Source organism: Aurantimonas endophytica (genome assembly GCF_014196845.1).
Classification (GTDB): domain Bacteria; phylum Pseudomonadota; class Alphaproteobacteria; order Rhizobiales; family Rhizobiaceae; genus Aurantimonas; species Aurantimonas endophytica.
Window position 1 is genome coordinate 119,068 of sequence record NZ_JACIEM010000002.1, and the last position, 19,032, is coordinate 138,099.

The following is a 19,032-nucleotide window of genomic DNA, read 5'->3' on the forward strand; positions in this document are numbered from 1 at the left end:
ACCAGACCATGATCGAGATCGGCGTTGATATTGGCGGCACCTTCACAGACGTCGTCTGCCGTGCCCCCGATCAGCCACTGCGGGTGATGAAAGTCCCGACCACGCGCGCAGATCCCAGCCGTGCCGTGTTGGAAGCTGTCCGCCAGCTAAATGAGCAATGGAATGTCGCGCCGGAGGACGTCGCACGCTTCGTACACGGCACAACGGTCGCCACGAACGCGGTGCTTGAGCGGAAGGGTCCAAAGACTGGACTTCTGACAACGGCGGGCTTCAAGGACATCCTCGAGATCGGCCGGCAGATGCGGCAGACGATGTATGCGGCCGTGCTTGAACCGGAAGTGCCTGCCTATCTCGCACCGGGTGCACTGCGGTTCGAGATTGGCGAGCGCGTCGCCTTCGACGGCGAGATTGTGCGGCCGCTCGACGAGCAGGACGTTTTGGACGCGGCTGCGGCCCTTGTCGCGGCCGGCGTCGAGGGCATCGCCATCTGCTTCCTTTTCTCCTTCGTCAACCCAATGCATGAGCGGCGCGCCGCTGAGATTATCCGTGAAGCCTATCCGGACATCGCTTTGTCGCTGTCGTGCGAAGTCGATCCGGCCTTCAGGGAGTACGAGCGGACGGTAGTCACGACCTTCGACGCCTACATCAAACCGGTGATCGACCGCTACCTCGCCAATCTCGAGCGGGGCCTAGAGCAGGCGGGCGTGCCGGCGCCCTTGCAAATAATGCAATCTCGCGGCGGCATCGCAACGAGCGAAGTCGCTCGTCAGCGACCGGTCCGACTATTTCTTTCTGGCCCTGCCGCCGGAGTGGTCGGTGCACGGATGGTTGGTCAGTCAGCCGGTATCACGAACCTCATCAGCGTGGACATCGGCGGCACAAGCTCCGACATCGCGCTGATCCGCGCAGGCGAGCCGCTGATCCGTCCGGAAGGTCATGTCGCGGGCTACAACATCCGCGTGCCGATGGTAGACGTGAATGCTATCGGCTCGGGAGGCGGTTCGATCGCTTGGCTCGACCCCGCTGGCGGCCTTCGCGTCGGCCCCCATTCGGCGGGCTCCGAGCCCGGGCCGGCCTGCTACGACCGTGGCGGCGAAAACGCTACCGTGACGGATGCTTCGATCGTCCTCGGATATCTGGATCCCGATTACTTCGCCGGAGGAACGGTGAAGCTCAGGCCCGAACTTTCGCATAAAGTAATAGAGGAGAAGGTAGCTCGACCGCTCGGCCTGTCGGTGGAGGAGGCGGCGCTCGGCATCCATCGCGTCGTCAACACCCAGATGACCGAGGGGATACGTCTCGTGTCGATCCGCCAGGGCTACGATCCTCGCGACTTCGCGCTCTTGCCGCTCGGAGGCGCGGGCGGAATCCACGCCGTGCCGCTCGCGGACGAGCTCGGCATCACGCGTATCCTCATTGCTCGCCACCCGGGTGTCCTTTCTGCGACCGGCCTCTTGTCCGCCGTCGTCGAGCACGAGATGTCGGCTGCCTTCCCACGCAGGGTCGACGAGCTGTCGCTGCCGGAAATGCGCGCCTCACTTGAAGAGCTGGACCACCGATGTGGCGAGCTGATGGAAAAGGAGCGCGTCCGCTCGGAGGACGTCGAGATCAGCTACTTCGCCGACGTCTGCTTCGTCGGGCAGTCACACTATCTCGAGGTGCCGTTTGTTCCCGGCGAGGATACGGCCGCAGAGCTGCGCAACGGCTTCCGCGCCGCCCACCGCCGCATCTTTGGCCATGCTGCGGATACACCTACCCAGGTCGTCAACCTTCGGGCAATTCACCGCGCCGGCGGCGAAACAATTTCCGACGAGGCCTCCGCTCCGGCGACCGGCGAGAATGCGTGCAAGGGGACGCGACAGATCGTGGTGCCGGGCTACGAGGGCAAATTCGAAGCTGCGATCTACGACCGCGAGCGCCTGGCGCCCGGTGTGACGTTAGTCGGACCCGCCGTGCTCGAGCAGGCCGACACGACAACTGTCGTGCCTATCGGCTGGTCGATCCGCGTCATCGAGGGCGGCAACGTCCTCCTATCCCGCGACAGAGCCAAGGGCTGATGAACAATATGCCGCAGAAGATCGATCCGATCACCCTCGAGGTTGTCCGCAATAAGCTCGACGGCATTGCCAATGAGATGGAGTCCACGCTCCTCAGGTCGTCCTTTTCGCCGATCGTGCGCGAAGGGCTCGATGCGTCCGCGAGCCTGTTCACGCTCGAAGGCGAGTCGCTGGCGCAAGCGGTCGCCATTCCGATCCATCTCGCGACGATGATTCCTGTTGTCCGCCGGATCACGAGCGAATTCCCGCCGTCGACGATGGCGGAGGGCGACATCTACCTGATGAACGACCCTTATCTCGGCGGCACGCATCTCCCCGACATAGCGCTTGTCATGCCGATCTTCGCCGACGGCCGGCCAATCGCCTTTGCCGCTACGATGACGCATCACCAGGATGTCGGCGGCATGTCGCCCGGCTCTATCCCAACCAACGCCACGGAGATCTACCAAGAGGGCCTGCGCCTGCCCCCGCTCAAGTTTCGGGATGGGCCGGACCGCTTCGACGAGACAATCATCAGGATCCTCCGGCTCAACAGCCGCATTCCCGATACGTTCATGGGCGACATCCACGCGCAGGTCTCGGCCTGCACGGTGGGTGCGCAGCGCGTGGCGGCGCTTGCTCAAAGCCATGGCGGCAACATGATGTTGTCGCTGTTCGCCGAGCTGCTCGACCGATCCGAGCAGATGACCCGCGAGGCGCTCCGGAAGATCCCCGAGGGCACCTACACCTATGTCGATTACAACGACAATGATGGGATCGATCTCGACAAGCGGATCCGCATCGAGGTCGCCGTCACAATCAGGGACGGTACTTTCACCTGCGACTTCACAGGCACTAACCCGCAGGTGCGCGGCCCGTTTAACGTCGTGCCCTCGGGTAGCCAGGCGGCGGCGTATTTTGCGCTGCGCACGATCACTGGCCCTGAAATCCCTACCAACGGCGGCTGCTTCCGCTCGGTCGAGCTCGTATTGCCCGAGGGCAGCATCCTGAACCCGCGTGAGCCGGCGCCGGTCAATTCGCGAACCGCCACGATCAAGCGCGCAACGGGCGCGATCCTCGGAGCGCTACGCGGAATCCTGCCCGATGTCGTCGGCGCGGACGCCGCGGGTGAGATGCTCGCGCTTATGTTCGGCGGCACCGATCGCAACGGTCGGCGCTACGTCGTCGGCGAACTGATCGCCGGTGGCAGCGGCGCCGGCCCCCGGAGCGACGGTGTGGACGTCATTGAGACCGACGCGACGAACTGCATGAACCTGCCCGTGGAGTCGTTCGAGCGCGATGCCCCTATCCGCATCAACTCGACCCGGCTTCGGCGCAATTCCGGCGGCGCCGGGCGGCAGCGGGGTGGCCTCGGCATCGAGCGGGAATATGAGGTTCTTGCGGGCGAGGTCGTCTTTACGCATCGCGGCGAGCGTCACTTCTGCGCCCCTGCCGGCGCTGGAGGCGGCGGCTCGGGCATGATGGCTCGATCCGTGATCTATCGTGCGAGCGGCGAAGAGGAGGTCGTGCCCTCGAAGCTCGTTACCCGCCTGTTCCCCGGCGACCGGGTATTGATCGAGACGGCCGGCGGCGGCGGCTTCGGCCCCGCGATCGACCGAGCACGGGATCTCGTGCATGCCGATGTTGCCAACGGAAAGGTCACTGCCGAGCAGGCGCGGGAGCTCTATCGGCTAGACGACGACTGAGAAGAGAGAGCGAAAGCAGGACGACCCTAGAAACCATCTCACAGGAGAATTCGCGATGATCAAGCGACTGGTTCTGAAAGCCGCGCTGGCGGCTGTCCTCATGAGCTCGGCGTCTGCCGGACTCCTGGGAGTAGACGACGCGCGCGCAGCTGACAGCGAGTGGAAGATGCACATCGTCTGGGTCCCCGCGCGCCCGGAGGCGCAGGCGTACCAGAATTTTGCAGACCGGGTGAGCGAGCAGGCGGGTGACGCGCTTGACGTCAAGCTGTTCACGGGCGGGAGCCTTGGCGTCAAGGATGCCGACCTGCTGAGAATCCTCCCGCGCGGCAACATCATCCAGGCGGCCGGCCTCTATCCGGGCTACCTGACTCGCGACAAGCCACAATACGCCTACACGCTGCCCCCGGGCGTGGTGGCGCAGCCAGAGACCCTGCAGGAGATCTTGCCCGAGCTTCGGGAACTCTACGAGGCCACATACGAGGAGGTTGGCATCAAGCTCCTTGGCTTCGTTGGCCACGCGGTTCGCGATACGCACATCATGTGCAAGGAGCCACTGAACTCGCTCGAGCAGCTTCGTGGCAAGAAGGTCCGTGTCTGGGAGCAGTTCCATGTTGATGTTCTGGAGAAGCTGGGCATCTCGGCGCAGATCGTCGGCCAAAACGACCTCTATGTCGCGATGCAGACGGGGGTGATTGACTGCGCGGTCTACCCGATTGGCCTTGCCGTGTCGGTGTCGCTTCAGGAGGTCGCGCCGTACGCGAGCTATCTCTTCCCCTATGTTCTGCACCCGCTGAACCTCCTCGCCTCGCAGGAGGCCTTCGACGCACTGTCGCCCGAGGTGCAGGAGATTGTTACCAAGACGGCCGCGGAGGTCGAGCAGAAGTCCTTCGCGTCCTACCTCAGCGGCGTCAACGACGAGGCGGCGCTGAAGGTCTTTCGGGAGGATGGCGGCCAACTCCTCGATCCGTTCCCGGAGGAGGACCAGCAGGCCTTCGTGAAGGCCGCACGCGAGACCTGGCAGGAACTGTCCGCAGCCGGCGGCGAGGCGGGCCAGGCCACCTACGACACGCTGAGCAAGGCGATCGAGTAAGCCGGGCGAGGGGCGGGCGCCAGAGGCGTTCTCCCCACCGCTCGATTTCGTCCACCCGCACCGAACAAAGGCCGGAGGCCGACGATCTTGCAGTCCATCCTGCGCTGGTCAAACAGGCTCGCCTCAATGCTTGCGAGCATCGCTGCGATCCTTGCCATCATCATGTCGATCTTCGTCGTCCTGGCATCGGTCATGCGATACTTGGTCGGATCTCCTTTCGCTTTCACCGAGGAGCTCGTCGGGCTTTTGTTCACGGCGATGATCTTCGCCGGCATCCCGGTGGCGACGCTCCGCCGCTCGCACATCGCAGTGACGATCGTGCCGGACCTTTTGGGACCAGCGGCGAGGCGGTTCATTGATCGCACGGCCTACGCCATCCTCGCCGTCTTCTGCCTCTGGTTCGGCATGCTCACCTGGGACTACCTGCAGATCACGCTCGCGCTCGACGCGCGCAGCGCCGGAAGCCGCCTCGTTCTATGGCCATGGACAGCCGTGCTTCCCTTATCCTGCTTCCTGTCAGGCCTTGCCGCGCTGCTGAGGATCATAGTGCCGGAGAGCGGCCACGAGGACCGAACTCATCTGGGAGCCGAATGATGGTGTGGTGGATTCTCCTCGCCGGTTTCGCGATTACTGCAATCACGGGAGTCCCGATCGGCATCGGCCTCGCGTTGACCGGCATGGCGATTCTCCAGTTCGTCGTGGGCAACGCGACCGATCTCGCCGTCAACGCGGTGTGGAACGTCTTCACAGACTTCACGCTGAGCGCCGTCCCGCTATTCATCTTCATGGGCGAGATCATGCTCGTCAGCGGCGTGAGTGGTAAACTTTACTCGGCCGTCGCGCCGCTATTCACGCGAGTGCCGGGCAAGCTCCTCCACACGAACATCGCCGTCAGCGCTCTGTTCGGCGCGGTGTCGGGCGCTAGCACGTCGACCGCAGCGGCTATTGGATCGGTTGCTTACCCTGAGCTCGAGAAGCGAGGCTACAAGCCAAGCGTGGTTGTGGGAACGCTCGCGGCAGGCGGCACGCTAGGGCTGCTCATCCCGCCGAGCCTGTCGCTCCTCATCTATGGGGCGACGCAACAGGTTTCCATCGGTCAGCTATTCCTTGCTGGGCTCGTGCCAGGCCTAATGCTGGCTGTCATGATGATGCTGTACATCGGTATCGTCACGAGCCGTACCGCCGGCGTCGTCCCGGACGATGGTGAGCGTGTCGGGCTCCGTCCGGCGCTGCGGTTGCTCCTTCCCATCTGGCCAATCGGGTTCCTCATCTTTGCCGTCCTCGGTACGATATACACAGGGCTAGCAACCCCAACGGAAGCCGCAGGACTGGGCGTCGCGGCGGCTGTCATCCTCGGCTTTCTCTGGGGCGACCTCACAGGTCACAAATTGTGGAACGCTTTTGTCCACTCCGTGCAGGTCTTTGTGTCGATCGGCGTCGTCATGCTCGGGGCGCTGATCCTCGCCCAAGCGATCTCGATCCTCGGCCTGCCACTCGAGGTCATGTCCTGGATTGAATCCATGAACCTCACACCCATAATGGTTCTGGTGCTGGTCAGCGTGTTCTACCTCGTTCTGGGTTGCTTCTTCGACGGCATCTCTTTGATGCTCATGACACTGCCGATCGTGTTCCCGGTCATGACCGGCGTCGGCTTCGATCCCGTGTGGCTCGGCGTCATCATCACGATCCTCATCGAGATCGGCATGCTCACGCCGCCAGTCGGCATGAACCTCTACGTCCTTACCGGTATCACCGGGAACCGGGTGACGCTGCTGCAAGCCGCATATGCCTCTACACCCTTTTGGATCCTGCTTCTCCTGGGTGTGGTCATACTGACGGTGTTTCCGTCCATCGTTCTTTTTCTCCCCAGAACGCTCTTCTAATGCAGCCGCCCTCAGGCGTATCTGATCCGCGCCGGGGGCAGCTGGCAGTCGTGCTGCTGCTCTTCGGGGCGGCGTACTTTCTTTCCCTGTTCTTCCGAACGGTCAACGCGATACTCGCAACGAGGCTCGAGACAGATCTAGGGCTCGATGCCGCATCACTCGGCCTTCTCACTGCCGCTTACTTTTTGGGCCTGGGCCTGACGCAGATTCCGATTGGGCTCTGCCTCGACGCCTACGGTCCTCGGCGGGTTCAGGCGGTCCTCCTCCTCGTAGCGGCTATCGGGATAGGTGCCTTCGGGCTTTTTGAATCGGTGCCGCTCCTCGTAGCTGCACGCGCCCTGATAGGAATCGGCCTCGCCGGGTGCCTTGTGGCGGCCTATCAGGCCTCGAGCCTGTGGGTGGCGCCGGAACGGGCGCCGCTCGCCAACGGCCTTTACCTGGCGGTCGGCGGGCTGGGCGTGCTAGCTGCCACCACTCCCGTCGAGTTCATGATGCAGTTCATGAGTTGGCGCGAAATGTTCCTCTTCATTGCCGCCGGCACTGCGCTCATTGCCGTCGCCATCGCCATGGTGACGCCCGATCCGGCGACGCAGGAGCCAACGTCCTGGGCGAAGCGGATATCGGGGCTCGCCGTCGTTACCCGCAACGAGGAGTTTCGTCGCTACTTGCCCTTGACCGCGCTGTGCTTCGGAACCGGCACCGCGATGCAGGGGCTCTGGGCCTCGACCTGGCTGCGTGACGTAGCCGGCTACGACAGCAGCGCGGTAGCTTGGTCGCTGACGGCCATGGCGGTGGCCTTGACGGTGGGTTCGGCTGCGGGCGGCGTGGCAAGCGTTTTCGCTGAGCGTATGGGCTTTCATCTGAAGCACGTGGTGCTCGGCAACGCGGTCCTGTTCATTGCGGCCGAGATCGGCATTCTTCTTGCGCCGCTTTCGATCGCTCCCGCATTCTGGATTCTGTTCGCTTTGACCTACAACGCCGTAACCCTTTCCTACGCTCACGTGGCTCGCTCGCAGCCGATCGCCTATGTGGGGCGCTCCAATACACTGATGAACACGGCAGTCATCCTCACAACCTTTGCCTTGCAGTATGGCTTGGGACTATTCCTCTCCAGGGCGTCGCAAGGGTTTCCGGAGAAAGCGTATTCAATCGCGATTGCCACGCTGATGATGTTGCAGATCTGCGCCATCGCTTGGTGCTGCTGGCCGCTCTTGAAAAGAAGATCATAAGCATCGCTGGGAGGTGACAAACGCGCCTGCTTCCACCGCGCTGTTTCGCGGCTCGCTGCGCCGGTATAGCGGACCATACGAGAAGGCGGCAGCGATCGCCCGACCGCCTGCCACCCGCTGTATCGATCACGCACTGTAGGCATCGTCCTCGAATGAGGGACAGCATGTGGGACGTCGCTCACGCGAGAAAGCGTGCGGTAGGCGATGGCGTCTAAAAAATAAGCACTCACTAGAATACAGCCTTAGAGGCGAGGTTTTGTCGCTTGCGATTGGGCCCACTCTTCCTGCTTCTTCAGAGTACATATGAAGAGCATCGCGAAGGATTTTGCCGCGATCGGCAATCCAGAGAGGAGAACTGCGGCATGAGCAGCGTCGAACTCGCGACGATCACCGTTCGCGTCCCTCTGGCGATTCGCAAGCGAGGCGGTCGCAAGCTGGTCATCGCGCCGACAGCGGAAGTTGGGCTTTCAACCAGCGGCACCAGGATCGACAGCAGCATGATCAAGGCGGTTGCCCGAGGTCATCGCTGGAAGGGCCTTCTGGAGGCTGGTACGTTCGCATCGATGGCCGAGCTTGCTGCGGCCGAGAAGATCAACCCATCTTACCTCAGCCGCATCCTGCGGCTGACGCTACTGTCCCCGTCGCTGATCCAGGCCATTCTGGATGGGCGGCAGCCGGCTGGCGTGACTCTCGACCGTCTGATGCAGCCGTTTCCATGTGAGTGGGGCAGCCCGGAGAGAGTGTTCAGCTTCCCATAGAGGACGTTGGGGCAGCCTTCCGATTTGCTCCCCCCCTATGCCTTCACTCTGTTCTAGATGCCATAGACCGGCCCCATTGAAGCAGGGAGCAGCCGGCTCAGAGGAGCTTGAGCAGGGCCTCGAGCGAGGTCTTGGCGTCGCCGTAGAACATCCGGGTGTTGTCCTTGTAGAACAGCGGGTTCTCGATGCCGGAATAGCCGGTGCCTTGGCCGCGCTTGGACACGAACACCTGCTTGGCCTTCCAGACTTCCAGCACCGGCATGCCGGCGATCGGCGAGTTCGGGTCTTCCTGCGCGGCCGGATTGACGATGTCGTTGGAGCCGATGACGATGACGACGTCGGTCGAGGGGAAGTCCTCGTTGATCTCGTCCATCTCCATGACGATGTCGTAGGGCACCTTCGCCTCGGCCAGCAGCACGTTCATGTGGCCGGGCAGGCGTCCCGCCACCGGGTGGATGGCGAAGCGGACATTCTTGCCCTCGGCGCGCAGCTTGCGGGTCAGCTCCGACACCGCCTGCTGGGCCTGCGCCACCGCCATGCCGTAGCCCGGCACGATGATGACGCTGTCGGCCTCCGAGAGCGCTGCGGCGACGCCCTCGGCGTCGATCGCGATCTGCTCGCCCTCGATCTCCATCGCCGGGCCGCTCGTGCCGCCGAAGCCGCCGAGAATCACCGAGATGAAGGAGCGGTTCATCGCCTTGCACATGATGTAGGAGAGGATCGCGCCCGAGGAGCCGACCAGCGCGCCGGTGACGATCAGGAGGTCGTTGCCGAGCGTGAAGCCGATCGCCGCCGCCGCCCAGCCGGAATAGCTGTTCAGCATCGACACGACCACCGGCATGTCGGCGCCGCCGATGCCCATGATCAGGTGGTAGCCGATGAAGAAGGCGAGAAGCGTCATCAGGACGAGGGTCCAGATGCCGGCGCCGTTGAAGTAGAGGACCAGGAGGATCAGCGAGGCGATGGCCGCGCCGGCGTTCAGCATGTGGCCGCCCGGCAGCTTCTTCGCCTTGCCGTCGACCTTGCCGGCGAGCTTGCCGAAGGCGACGACCGAGCCGGTGAAGGTCACCGCGCCGATGAACACGCCGAGGAACACCTCGACCTTGAGGATGGCGATGAGCGCGCCGGTCGGATCGGCGAGCTTGTGCGCCAGCACCCCGGCAAAGCCGGTGAGCGCCTCGCGCATGACCGGATCCATCGCCGCCACACGGCCGAGCTCGATCTCGGCATTGTAGCCGATGAACACGGCGGCGAGGCCGACGAAGGAGTGCAGCGCCGCCACCAGCTGCGGCATCTCCGTCATCTGGACGCGGGAGGCGACGACATAGCCCATGGCCGAGCCGGCGGCGATCATCACCAGGATGATCAGGCCGTGGCCGATGCCCGGCCCGAAGACCGTGGCGATGACGGCGAGCGCCATGCCGACGATGCCGTACCAGACGGCGCGCTTGGCGCTTTCCTGGCCGGAGAGCCCGCCGAGCGACAGGATGAAGAGGACGGAGGCGGCGATATAGGCCGCGGAAACGATACCGAATGTCATGTCTGGCCCCTGCCCCTCAGGACTTCTGGAACATGGCGAGCATGCGCCTGGTGACGAGGAAGCCGCCGACGATGTTGATCGAGGCGATCAGCACCGAAAGTGCGGCCAGGGTGACGACCAGCCAGCTGCCCGAGCCGATCTGCAGCAGGGCGCCGAGGATGACGATGCCGGAGATGGCGTTGGTCACCGCCATCAGCGGCGTGTGCAGCGAATGGCTGACGTTCCAGATCACCTGGAAGCCGACGAAGCAGGCGAGCACGAAGACGATCAGATGGCTCATGAACTCGGCCGGCGCGAAGGCGCCGACCAGCGCCATCAGCAGCCCGCCAACGACCAGCAGGCCGAGCTGGCTGCGGGTCTGCGCCTTGAAGGCGGCGGCCTCGCCGGCCCGCTTCTCGGCGGGCGTCAGCTCCTTGACCTTCTCCTTCGGCTTGCCGGCGGCGATCGCCTTGATCTTCGGCGGCGGCGGCGGCCAGGTGACGGCGCCGTCCTTGACGACGGTGGCGCCGCGGATGACGTCGTCATCCATGTTGATGACGGCGACGCCGTCCTTGGCCGGCGTCAGATCGTCCAGCATGTGGCGCAGATTGGTGGCGTAGAGGGTCGAGGCCTGCGCCGCCATCCGGCTCGGATAGTCGGTGTAGCCGACGATGGTCACGCCGTTGGGGCTGGTGACGACCTCGTCGGCGACGGTGAGGTCGCAATTGCCGCCGCGCTCGGCGGCGAGGTCGACGACGACCGAGCCCGGCTTCATCGCCGCGACCATGTCGGCGGTCCAGAGCTTGGGCGCCGGCCGGCCGGGGATCAGCGCCGTGGTGATGACGATGTCCATCTCCGGCGCCAGCTCGCGGAAGCGGGCCAGCTGCTTCTCGCGGAATTCCGGGCTCGACGGCGCGGCGTAGCCGCCGGTGGCGGCACCGTCCTGGGCTTCCTCGAAGTCGAGATAGACGAACTGCGCCCCCATCGATTCGATCTGCTCGGCGACTTCCGGCCGCACGTCGAAGGCATGGGTGATGGCGCCGAGCGAGGTGGCGGTGCCGATGGCGGCGAGGCCGGCGACGCCGGCGCCGACCACCAGGACCTTGGCCGGCGGCACCTTGCCCGCCGCGGTGATCTGGCCGGTGAAGAAGCGGCCGAAATGATTGCCCGCCTCCATCACGGCGCGATAGCCGGCGATGTTGGCCATCGACGACAGCGCGTCCATCTTCTGGGCGCGGCTGATGCGCGGCACCGCGTCCATGGCGATGACCGAGCCGCCGGTCGCCGCCAGGCGCTGCAGGAGCTCGGCGTCGCTGGCCGCATTGACGAAGCCGATCAGTGTCTTGCCGGCGTGCAGCCGGGCGATCTCGCCATCCTGGGGCGGGCGCACCTTGAGGACGATGTCGCAGGTCTGCCAGAGGCTTTCCGCATCGGGGACGATCTCGACGCCGGCGGCGCGATAGTCGGCGTCGGCGAAGTTCGCCGCCTCGCCGGCACCCGCCTCGAGGACGCACTGGTAGCCGAGCTTCTGCAGCCGGGCGGCGCTGTCGGGCGTCAGGGCGACCCGGCGCTCTCCCGGATGGCTCTCGCGCGGTGTTCCGATCTTCATTCGCGTCTCTCCTCGCGCGTCTGGCTGCGCCGCCGGGGAACCCCGGCGCGAACCCGCTGATCATGGAAGCTTGAACTTTAGGCCCTCGGAGCGTCCGAGCGTTTTGTCCCCACCGGCTGAAGGATCGCAAAATCGCAACCTTCATCCGCCTGGAGCACCTCTTCGGCATAGATCCTGTCGTAGCCGCGGCGTTCTGAGGCCGGCTTAGACGACGGTTCGAAGCTCTCCCGTCGTCGGGCCAACTCAGCCTCGTCGACCAGCAGTTCGATCGACTTGTCGCACACCGAGATGCGGATCCGATCGCCGCTCTGCACGAAGGCGAGGGGGCCCCCTATGGCCGCCTCGGGCGCTACATGCAGCACGATGGCGCCGAAGGCCGTTCCCGACATCCGCGCGTCCGAGATGCGGATCATGTCCTTGACGCCGCGGGCCGAAAGTTTGCGCGGAATCGGCAGATAACCCGCTTCCGGCATGCCGGAGTCACTGCGCGGTCCAGCATTCTGTAGCACCAGTATGTCGTCGGCCTCGACGTCGAGATCGGGGTCGTCGATGCGCTGAGCGAGATCGGCGAGAGACGTGAAGACTACTGCACGACCCTCCTTCTCAAAGAGCGCCTTGTCGGCGGCCGAACGTTTGAGGATCGCGCCGGACGGTGCGAGGTTGCCGAAAAGGGCCACGAGGCCACCCGCCGGCTCGAGCGGCGCGTTGGCTCCAGCGATGACGTTGCGGTCGACCGGACGGATCTTCTCCTGAAGCCGTGAGCCGAGCGTCTCTCCGGTAACGGTCAGGCAGTCGAGATGCAGCAGCGGCTTCAACTCACGCAGGACGGCGCCGACGCCGCCGGCGAAGAAAAAGTCTTCCATGTAGTTTGCGCCCACCGGCTTCAAATTGACTAGGACCGGTGTCTCGTCTGACAGCTCGTTGAGGCGGCGGAGTGAAACCTTGATGCCTAGACGTCCGGCAATCGCCGTTAGGTGGATGATGGCGTTGGTCGAGCCTCCGAGAGCCAGCAGCATGCGCAGCGCGTTCTCCACCGAGCGCTCAGTGATGACCTGGCTCGGACGGATCGGGTTGTCGATCATCCTGGCCGCGGCCATCCCAGTCGCCTCTGCCGCTCGAAGCCTGTCGGCATGAACCGCCGGGATCGCTGCGGTACCTGGCAGCGACATGCCAAGCGTCTCAGCGATACAGGCCATGGTCGAAGCAGTACCCATGACCGCACAGGTGCCGGCGGTTGTGGCGAGGCGTCCCTCGATGTCGTTGATTGCCTCGGTTGATATCTCGCCGGCGCGGTACTTGCCCCAGAAGCGTCGGCAGTCGGTGCAGGCACCCAGACGCTCCTGACCGTAGCGCGAGGTCATCATCGGGCCGGCGACGATCTGGATTGCGGGAAGGTCGGCAGACGCCGCCCCCATCAGCTGCGCCGGCACCGTCTTGTCGCAGCCGCCCATCAGGACGACAGCGTCCATCGGCTGGGCCCGGATCATCTCCTCGGTGTCCATGGACATGAGATTGCGGAACTTCAGGCTCGTGGGGTTGAGGAAGACCTCGCCCAGCGAGATTGTCGGAAACTCTATCGGCAGCGCGCCGCCGAGCAGTACGCCTCGCTTCACGGCTTCTAGCATCTCCGGGAAATGCCGATGGCAATTGTTGAAGCCGGAAAAGCTGTTGGCGATCCCGACGATCGGCTTCTTCAGCACCTCGCGCGAGTAGCCCATCGAGGCCGCGAAGGAATTGCGGAGATAGACGGAGAAGTCGGCGTCGCCATAATTGGTCAAACCGCGCGCGAGGCCGTGCGCATCGTCCTTGCTCATGCGCCGCGCACCCGCTCTTCCAGCTTCATCTTGACGTATTTCGTCTCGAGATAGTCGTGGATGCCGAAGGCGCCGCCCTCGCGCCCCATACCGCTCTCCTTGACCCCGCCGAACGGGGCCTCGGCAGTGGCAAGCAGCATCTCGTTGACCCCCACCATGCCGACCTCGAGATCCTCATAGGCGCGGGTCGCCGTCCTCAGGTCGTTAGAGAAGACATAGCCGGCGAGCCCGAAGGGCAGCGAATTGGCGCGCTCCATGACCTCGTCGTAGCTGCGGAAGCTGGTCAGTGGCGCCACCGGCCCGAACGGCTCCTCCTGCATGATCCGCGCATCGTCCGGCACCCGGCCGAGCACCGTCGGCTCGAAGAAATAGCCACGATTGGTATTGGCCGGGACGTTGCCGCCGGCAAGCACTTCGGCACCGCGCTGACGAGCGTCAGCCACCAGTTCCTGTATCGTTTCGAGACCCCTGCGGTTGGCGAGAGGCCCCATTTGGACGCCTTCGTCCATGCCGCGCCCAACCTTGAGCGCCTTCGCCATTTCGGCGAAGCGACCGGCAAAGGCCTCATATTTCGATTCGTGGACGTAGAACCGCGTCGGCGAGATGCAGACCTGGCCGCAATTGCGGAACTTTGTGGTCGCACAGACTTCCGCGACCTTCTCCGCGTCGACGTCGTCGAACACCACCACCGGACCGTGACCGCCCAGTTCCATCGATACCTTCTTCACCCCGTCCGCTGCCAGATGCAGTACCTGCTTGCCCACAGGCACGGAACCCGTGAGGGACACCTTGCGCACGATCGGCGAGGCGATCAGCCGGCGGGCGATCCGGTCTGAATTACCGGTCAGAAAATTGACGGCGCCCCGGGGGATACCGGCGTCATGGCAAGCCGCGACCAAAGCCGCGCACGAACCGGGTGCTTCGCCAGCCGGCTTGATGATGATGCTGCAGCCTGCACCCAGGGCAGCGGAGATCTTGCGGGCCGGCAGCAGGGCCGGGAAATTCCAGGCCGAGAAGGCTGCGACGACGCCGACCGGCTGGTGGATGACCGCCATGCGGCTGTCCGGCGTCCGGCTTTCGATGATCTGGCCGTAGATGCGCTTGGTTTCCTCGGCATACCATTCGAACTGGTCGGCCGCCGCATTCACCTCGCCCTTGGCCTCGGCGAGGGGCTTGCCGGTTTCCAGCGACATCTGGACGGCGATCGCGTCGACGCGTTCGCGCACAAGCTCGGCGACCCGGCGGATCAGCCGCGCGCGTTCCCACGTTCCGACGCTCCGCCAGATGGCAAAACCCGCCTTGGCGGCAGCGAGCGCTGCATCGATGTCGGCGTCGGAGGCATCGGCAATGGTTCCCAGACGCTCCTCGGTCGCCGGATCGGTGACGTCGCGCGTCGCGCCGTTGGCGGCACCGCGCCAAGCGCCGTCGATGTAGAGTTCGAGATCGCGATACATGGTGAGTTCCCGTCAGATCTTCTGTTCGAGGTAGCGCGCCTGGACATCGTCCACCCAGTTGCCGACGTTCCAGGACCCGTATGCTCCCATCTCGGCAATCGCCTCGCGGCCCGCATAAACGGGGATGTGAACGAGGGAGAGGCCGTCATGGTCGTGCGCCTCCTCCAGCGCCGCTTCTAGGGAGGCCCGCGTGGTGCCGGCGAAGACTGCCTTGACGCCGCTGACCGAGGCGGCCATCGCCACATAGTCGACCGCGACGCCGTCATTGGTGCGGAACTCGTGCCCGTACTGGGCATATTGCAGGCTGGTGATCGCGGCCATCCGGCGGTTGTCGAACAGCGCGATCATGCCCTTGATGCCGTGCTCGACCCCGTCGATCAGCACCTGCGGGTTCATCATGAAGGAGCCGTCACCGGTGAAGGCGATGCCATAGCGCGGGCTTTTGACACCGGCCGATCCGAGCAGCGCCGAGGCTGCAAAGCCCATGTAGGACGCGCCGGTCTCGGTAAAGGTGTCGCCGACCGCGTCGTCCTCGACAAGCTGGAAACCGTTGGCCTGAACGTCGCCGGCGTCGAAGAACTTTGCCGCTCCGATGCGTTTGGCGAAGGATGCGACGGTACCGATCGCCGCCGGCTGGGTCAGCACCAGCGTCTCCCATACCACATCGTGGATCGGCGCGGCGTCGGTGCGCTCACGCTTGAAACGGCTCCACGCACGCTTGCGTTCGGCGCATTCGCGCAGCCAGTCCGTGCGCGCTTCGCTCGCGCCCGGCCGGTCCTCGAGCGCCTCTAGAAGGCGGTCGATTACGGCGGTGATGTCCCCGGGCAGGTGCAGGGTGTTGGCATAGTGGCTGACATCGTCGACGTCGCCGTTGATGTTGATGACACGCAGCGCGTTCGGATAGCCGACACCGGAGCAATCAGCCTGGCAGACGCCGCGCGAGCCGATGAAGACCGCGAGCTCGGCTTCCTCCATCGCAAAGTTGCCGCTCATCGAGCCCTTCGAGCCACCGACATGCATGTTCTGTTCGTGGCCATCCGGCAGGACGCCGGTCGATCCGGGCGAGAGCACCACGGCAGCGCCGGTCGCCTCGGCGAGCCGGCGCACTGCATCGGCATGTCTGCGTGTACCGCCGCCCGCCTTGATGACGATCCGATCCGTCCCCGTTATCAGCGATGCCGCCTCGCGATAGACTTTCCCCCCGGCCGGCGCGACAGGCGGCAGTGTCATGCGCCCCGGCAAGGTCGCGACGTTGAGCTGCATCCGCTGCGGCTGCGTATTGATCGGCAGGAGGATGAAGAACGGGCCGGGCCGGTATGGATGATGGACGCAGCTGGTGCCGCGGCGCATGCATTCGCGCAGGGATTCCGGCGTATGGAGCGTGTGCGACTGGCCGAGCAGGGCGGTGATCTTGCCGAACAGGCCCTGCTCGGGCTTCGGCACCTGCTGCATGTTGTAGCCTTCGCCGCGCGTCGTCTCGTCACCATAGATGTGATAGACGCCAATGCCGTTGGACGCTGCCGCGAGCGAGCCCGCCATGGCCTGCAGGCCACCTGGGCCGATTGAGGTGACTACCGCTGGGGTACGGCCATACTGCCAGGCATGGGCCGTAGCGGCGTGCGCCATCTCGACCTCGTTGCGACAGTTGATCACCGTGACAACTCCCACTTCACTGTAGAGGCGCAGGACGTTGCCGAGGTCCGTCGAGCCGTGGCCGAAGATCGCGAAGTAATGCGTCACGCCCTGCTTCAGGAGCCCGATGACCAGCGCCTCGGAAAGCGTTGTCTCGATCGGCATACCGGCCGCCGCGAAGGCAGCCTCGACACCGTCATGAGCGGAGAGAAGTGCGGCGCGCCGCCTGATGCCCGCTTCCTGGTCCTCGCGCGTGAAATCGCTCTTAAGCATTGCTCGACTCAACCTCTGCTATCTTCCGCTTCCTGTCGACCAGCTGGCTTGAGAGCTGGAGCCCGATGATCAAGGCAGCGAGACCGAAGAAGACCAGCGCGGTCGGCGAGGTATAGAAGATCGCCAGGTCTCCGCCGGACAGGCTCATCGCCGTACGGAACTCGCCTTCCAGAATCGGCCCGAGCACCAGGCCCAGGATGATCGGCGTGATCGGGATATCGGCCTTGATCGCCGCGTAAGCGAGCACGCCTACGATCGCCATCGTGTAGATGTCGAAGACGCTATTGCGGACGGTGAAGGCGCCGATGCCGCACAGCACGATGATGACCACGGCCATCAGCCGGGGTGGAACCCTGAGAACGTGGACGAAGAGCCGGATTCCGAACAGCTGGACGACCAGGATCACCACGTAGGCGACGATGATCGAGATGTAGATGCCGTAGACCTCTGCCTGGTTGGTCAGGAACAGCGCCGGTCCCGGCACGAGGCCGTGGATCATCATCCCCGCCAAGACGATGGCGGTGGCGGGATCGCCCGGAATGCCCAAGGCCAGAAGCGGGATCATCGTGCCGCCCGTCACGGCATTGTTGGCTGTCTCCGGCGCGACGACCCCCTCGATTGCACCCTTGCCAAACTTCGACGGATCCTTGGAAAAGCGGCGGGCGTGGTCGTAGGCAAGGAAGGACGCGATCGGTCCGCCCGTTCCAGGGATCGCCCCGATCCCGGTGCCGATCAGGGCACTGCGAACCATCAGCCACAGATTGCCGACGATCAGTCGGAAGGACGGGAGCTCTGCACGAACGTCGCGCATCGCCGGCGGCGGCTTGATGCCGCGCCGATGCTCCTCGAAGACCTGGATGATGAACGGCACGGCGAACAGTCCGATCATCGCCACGAGCAGATTGACGCCCTGCAGCATGCTGGTCGTCCCAAAGGTCATGCGCGGTACGCCTTCAACCGCGTCGAGACCGATGGTCATTACCATCAGCCCAAGAACACCGGCGATCAGGCCACGCATCATCGACTTGCCGGCCATGCCGCAGATCGTCGACAGGCCGAAAACCACCAGGGCAAAAATCTCGGCGGGGCCGAAAGAGATCGCCATTCGCGAGACGACGTCCACCGAGACGACCATCACGGCGAGGCTGAAAATGCCGCCGAAGGTGGATACGATGACGGCCATGCCAAGTGCGATCGAGGCGCGCCCCTGCTTAGCCATCGGGTAGCCGTCGATCACAGTGGCCGCCGCCGATGGCGTGCCGGGGATGCCGAGCAGAATGGCCGAGACCGAGCCGCCGGTCATGCCGCCGATATAGGTGCCGAGCAACAGGCCGATTGCGGGGACGGCGCCCATTCCGAATGTGAGCGGCAGTGCCAAGGCCAGGGCAACCGTAAAGGTGAGGCCTGGGATCGATCCGAATATCAATCCGATGACGGAGCCGAGGGCTATCGCCCCAAGGGCTTCCGGTTGCAGCGTAAGGGCTGCTGCTGCCAGGAATGCTTCCATGTCAGTTCAACCCAGATTGATCCAGGAGCCGGTGGCGAGATAGACCCCGAGGATCTTCCCGAAGACCAGCCAGCAACCGAAGGTGACTCCGACGCTCATCAAGAAGATGCGAAGCGGCGAGCGATCGCCGGCGCAGACGATCATGATCGAGGTGACCGTCACCAGGGTCGCCAGCACGAAGCCGATGAGCTGCATCAGGAACCCATATGCGATCAGGTGAGCGAAGGTCAGGAGCAGCGGCACGGGCGTAAAACGCTCGCCTTCGACCGCCGTCGCGCTGTCGCTCCGATAGGCATCGCTGGCGGTTGCGGCCTCTCCCTCGGGCCGGCGCAGGGCGGTCGCAATCATCGCCGCCGAGAACAACGCCAGGAGACCGCCGAGCAGGAGGGGGAACGCGCGGGGACCGACATCCCCGCCACCCGCACCGGCCGGAATCGTCCGCCAGACCATCAGCATCCACGCGATGGCGAGTACCAGAAGCACCGTGCCAGTGAGCATGTCGCGCGACTTCTCTGTCATCGT

14 protein-coding genes are annotated in these 19,032 nt (G+C 64.5%); 7 read left to right on the forward strand and 7 right to left on the reverse strand.

The genetic code is table 11. The annotated features are described in order from the left end of the window. Positions 1-8 precede the first annotated feature (8 nt). The 7 genes from GGR03_RS08265 (at position 9) to GGR03_RS08295 (ending at position 8,702) form a co-directional block, all read left to right on the forward strand. The gene (locus tag GGR03_RS08265; RefSeq protein WP_183207175.1) at positions 9-2,057 is read left to right on the forward strand and encodes a hydantoinase/oxoprolinase family protein; all 2,049 of its coding nucleotides are present in this window, start codon (positions 9-11) and stop codon (positions 2,055-2,057) included. Beyond that, positions 2,057-3,742, forward strand: coding sequence for a hydantoinase B/oxoprolinase family protein (locus tag GGR03_RS08270; RefSeq protein WP_183207176.1), 1,686 nt, complete (start codon positions 2,057-2,059; stop codon positions 3,740-3,742). Before GGR03_RS08265 ends, GGR03_RS08270 begins: the two co-directional genes overlap by 1 nt. Positions 3,743-3,797: 55 nt before the next feature. Then, positions 3,798-4,832 carry a TRAP transporter substrate-binding protein gene (locus GGR03_RS08275; protein ID WP_183207177.1) on the forward strand — a complete coding sequence of 345 codons (1,035 nt, stop codon included), beginning with the start codon at positions 3,798-3,800 and terminating at the stop codon, positions 4,830-4,832. 126 nt (positions 4,833-4,958) lie between these two features. Then, the gene (locus tag GGR03_RS08280; RefSeq protein ID WP_183207178.1) at positions 4,959-5,426 is read left to right on the forward strand and encodes a TRAP transporter small permease; all 468 of its coding nucleotides are present in this window, start codon (positions 4,959-4,961) and stop codon (positions 5,424-5,426) included. After that, positions 5,426-6,715: a TRAP transporter large permease gene (locus tag GGR03_RS08285; protein ID WP_183207179.1), complete on the forward strand. Its 1,290-nt coding sequence runs from the start codon at positions 5,426-5,428 to the stop codon at positions 6,713-6,715. The genes GGR03_RS08280 and GGR03_RS08285 overlap by 1 nt, the downstream gene beginning before the upstream one ends. 50 nt (positions 6,716-6,765) lie before the next feature. Continuing rightward, complete coding sequence (locus tag GGR03_RS08290; RefSeq protein WP_183207180.1) at positions 6,766-7,944, forward strand: MFS transporter; 1,179 nt, start codon at positions 6,766-6,768, stop codon at positions 7,942-7,944. A 362-nt stretch (positions 7,945-8,306) separates the two neighbouring features. Further along, positions 8,307-8,702 carry a hypothetical protein gene (locus GGR03_RS08295; RefSeq protein ID WP_183207181.1) on the forward strand — a complete coding sequence of 132 codons (396 nt, stop codon included), beginning with the start codon at positions 8,307-8,309 and terminating at the stop codon, positions 8,700-8,702. Between the two features lie 97 nt (positions 8,703-8,799). On the opposite strand, the gene GGR03_RS08300 is transcribed toward GGR03_RS08295, so the two are convergent. The 7 genes from GGR03_RS08300 to GGR03_RS08330 form a co-directional block, all read right to left on the reverse strand. Then, complete coding sequence (locus GGR03_RS08300) at positions 8,800-10,242, reverse strand: NAD(P)(+) transhydrogenase (Re/Si-specific) subunit beta (RefSeq protein ID WP_183207182.1); 1,443 nt, start codon at positions 10,240-10,242, stop codon at positions 8,800-8,802. Positions 10,243-10,258: 16 nt separating this feature from the next. Next, entirely contained in the window at positions 10,259-11,830 is a 1,572-nt protein-coding gene (locus tag GGR03_RS08305; RefSeq protein ID WP_183207183.1) for a Re/Si-specific NAD(P)(+) transhydrogenase subunit alpha, read from the reverse strand. 77 nt (positions 11,831-11,907) lie between these two features. Then, positions 11,908-13,644 (reverse strand): dihydroxy-acid dehydratase, encoded by a 1,737-nt coding sequence (locus GGR03_RS08310; protein WP_183207184.1) that lies wholly within the window; start codon positions 13,642-13,644, stop codon positions 11,908-11,910. After that, positions 13,641-15,098: an NAD-dependent succinate-semialdehyde dehydrogenase gene (locus tag GGR03_RS08315; RefSeq protein ID WP_183207185.1), complete on the reverse strand. Its 1,458-nt coding sequence runs from the start codon at positions 15,096-15,098 to the stop codon at positions 13,641-13,643. The genes GGR03_RS08310 and GGR03_RS08315 overlap by 4 nt, the downstream gene beginning before the upstream one ends. 12 nt (positions 15,099-15,110) lie before the next feature. Then, positions 15,111-17,003 carry a thiamine pyrophosphate-binding protein gene (locus tag GGR03_RS08320; protein WP_183207186.1) on the reverse strand — a complete coding sequence of 631 codons (1,893 nt, stop codon included), beginning with the start codon at positions 17,001-17,003 and terminating at the stop codon, positions 15,111-15,113. Next, positions 16,996-18,510 (reverse strand): tripartite tricarboxylate transporter permease, encoded by a 1,515-nt coding sequence (locus GGR03_RS08325; protein WP_183207187.1) that lies wholly within the window; start codon positions 18,508-18,510, stop codon positions 16,996-16,998. The genes GGR03_RS08320 and GGR03_RS08325 overlap by 8 nt, the downstream gene beginning before the upstream one ends. 6 nt (positions 18,511-18,516) lie before the next feature. Continuing rightward, positions 18,517-19,029, reverse strand: a complete 513-nt coding sequence (locus GGR03_RS08330) for a tripartite tricarboxylate transporter TctB family protein (protein WP_183207188.1) — start codon at positions 19,027-19,029, stop codon at positions 18,517-18,519. Positions 19,030-19,032 lie beyond the last annotated feature (3 nt).

What these genes read in the sequence shown, in the direction of transcription:
- GGR03_RS08305 (WP_183207183.1), bottom strand. Translation starts at nt 11,830, where the DNA reads ATGAAGATCGGAACACCGCGCGAGAGCCATCCGGGAGAGCGCCGGGTC.
- GGR03_RS08310 (WP_183207184.1), bottom strand. Translation starts at nt 13,644, where the DNA reads ATGAGCAAGGACGATGCGCACGGCCTCGCGCGCGGTTTGACCAATTAT.
- GGR03_RS08315 (WP_183207185.1), bottom strand. Translation starts at nt 15,098, where the DNA reads ATGTATCGCGATCTCGAACTCTACATCGACGGCGCTTGGCGCGGTGCC.
- GGR03_RS08275 (WP_183207177.1), top strand. Translation starts at nt 3,798, where the DNA reads ATGATCAAGCGACTGGTTCTGAAAGCCGCGCTGGCGGCTGTCCTCATG.
- GGR03_RS08320 (WP_183207186.1), bottom strand. Translation starts at nt 17,003, where the DNA reads ATGCTTAAGAGCGATTTCACGCGCGAGGACCAGGAAGCGGGCATCAGG.
- GGR03_RS08300 (WP_183207182.1), bottom strand. Translation starts at nt 10,242, where the DNA reads ATGACATTCGGTATCGTTTCCGCGGCCTATATCGCCGCCTCCGTCCTC.
- GGR03_RS08285 (WP_183207179.1), top strand. Translation starts at nt 5,426, where the DNA reads ATGGTGTGGTGGATTCTCCTCGCCGGTTTCGCGATTACTGCAATCACG.
- GGR03_RS08270 (WP_183207176.1), top strand. Translation starts at nt 2,057, where the DNA reads ATGAACAATATGCCGCAGAAGATCGATCCGATCACCCTCGAGGTTGTC.
- GGR03_RS08295 (WP_183207181.1), top strand. Translation starts at nt 8,307, where the DNA reads ATGAGCAGCGTCGAACTCGCGACGATCACCGTTCGCGTCCCTCTGGCG.
- GGR03_RS08265 (WP_183207175.1), top strand. Translation starts at nt 9, where the DNA reads ATGATCGAGATCGGCGTTGATATTGGCGGCACCTTCACAGACGTCGTC.
- GGR03_RS08325 (WP_183207187.1), bottom strand. Translation starts at nt 18,510, where the DNA reads ATGGAAGCATTCCTGGCAGCAGCAGCCCTTACGCTGCAACCGGAAGCC.
- GGR03_RS08280 (WP_183207178.1), top strand. Translation starts at nt 4,959, where the DNA reads ATGCTTGCGAGCATCGCTGCGATCCTTGCCATCATCATGTCGATCTTC.
- GGR03_RS08330 (WP_183207188.1), bottom strand. Translation starts at nt 19,029, where the DNA reads ATGACAGAGAAGTCGCGCGACATGCTCACTGGCACGGTGCTTCTGGTA.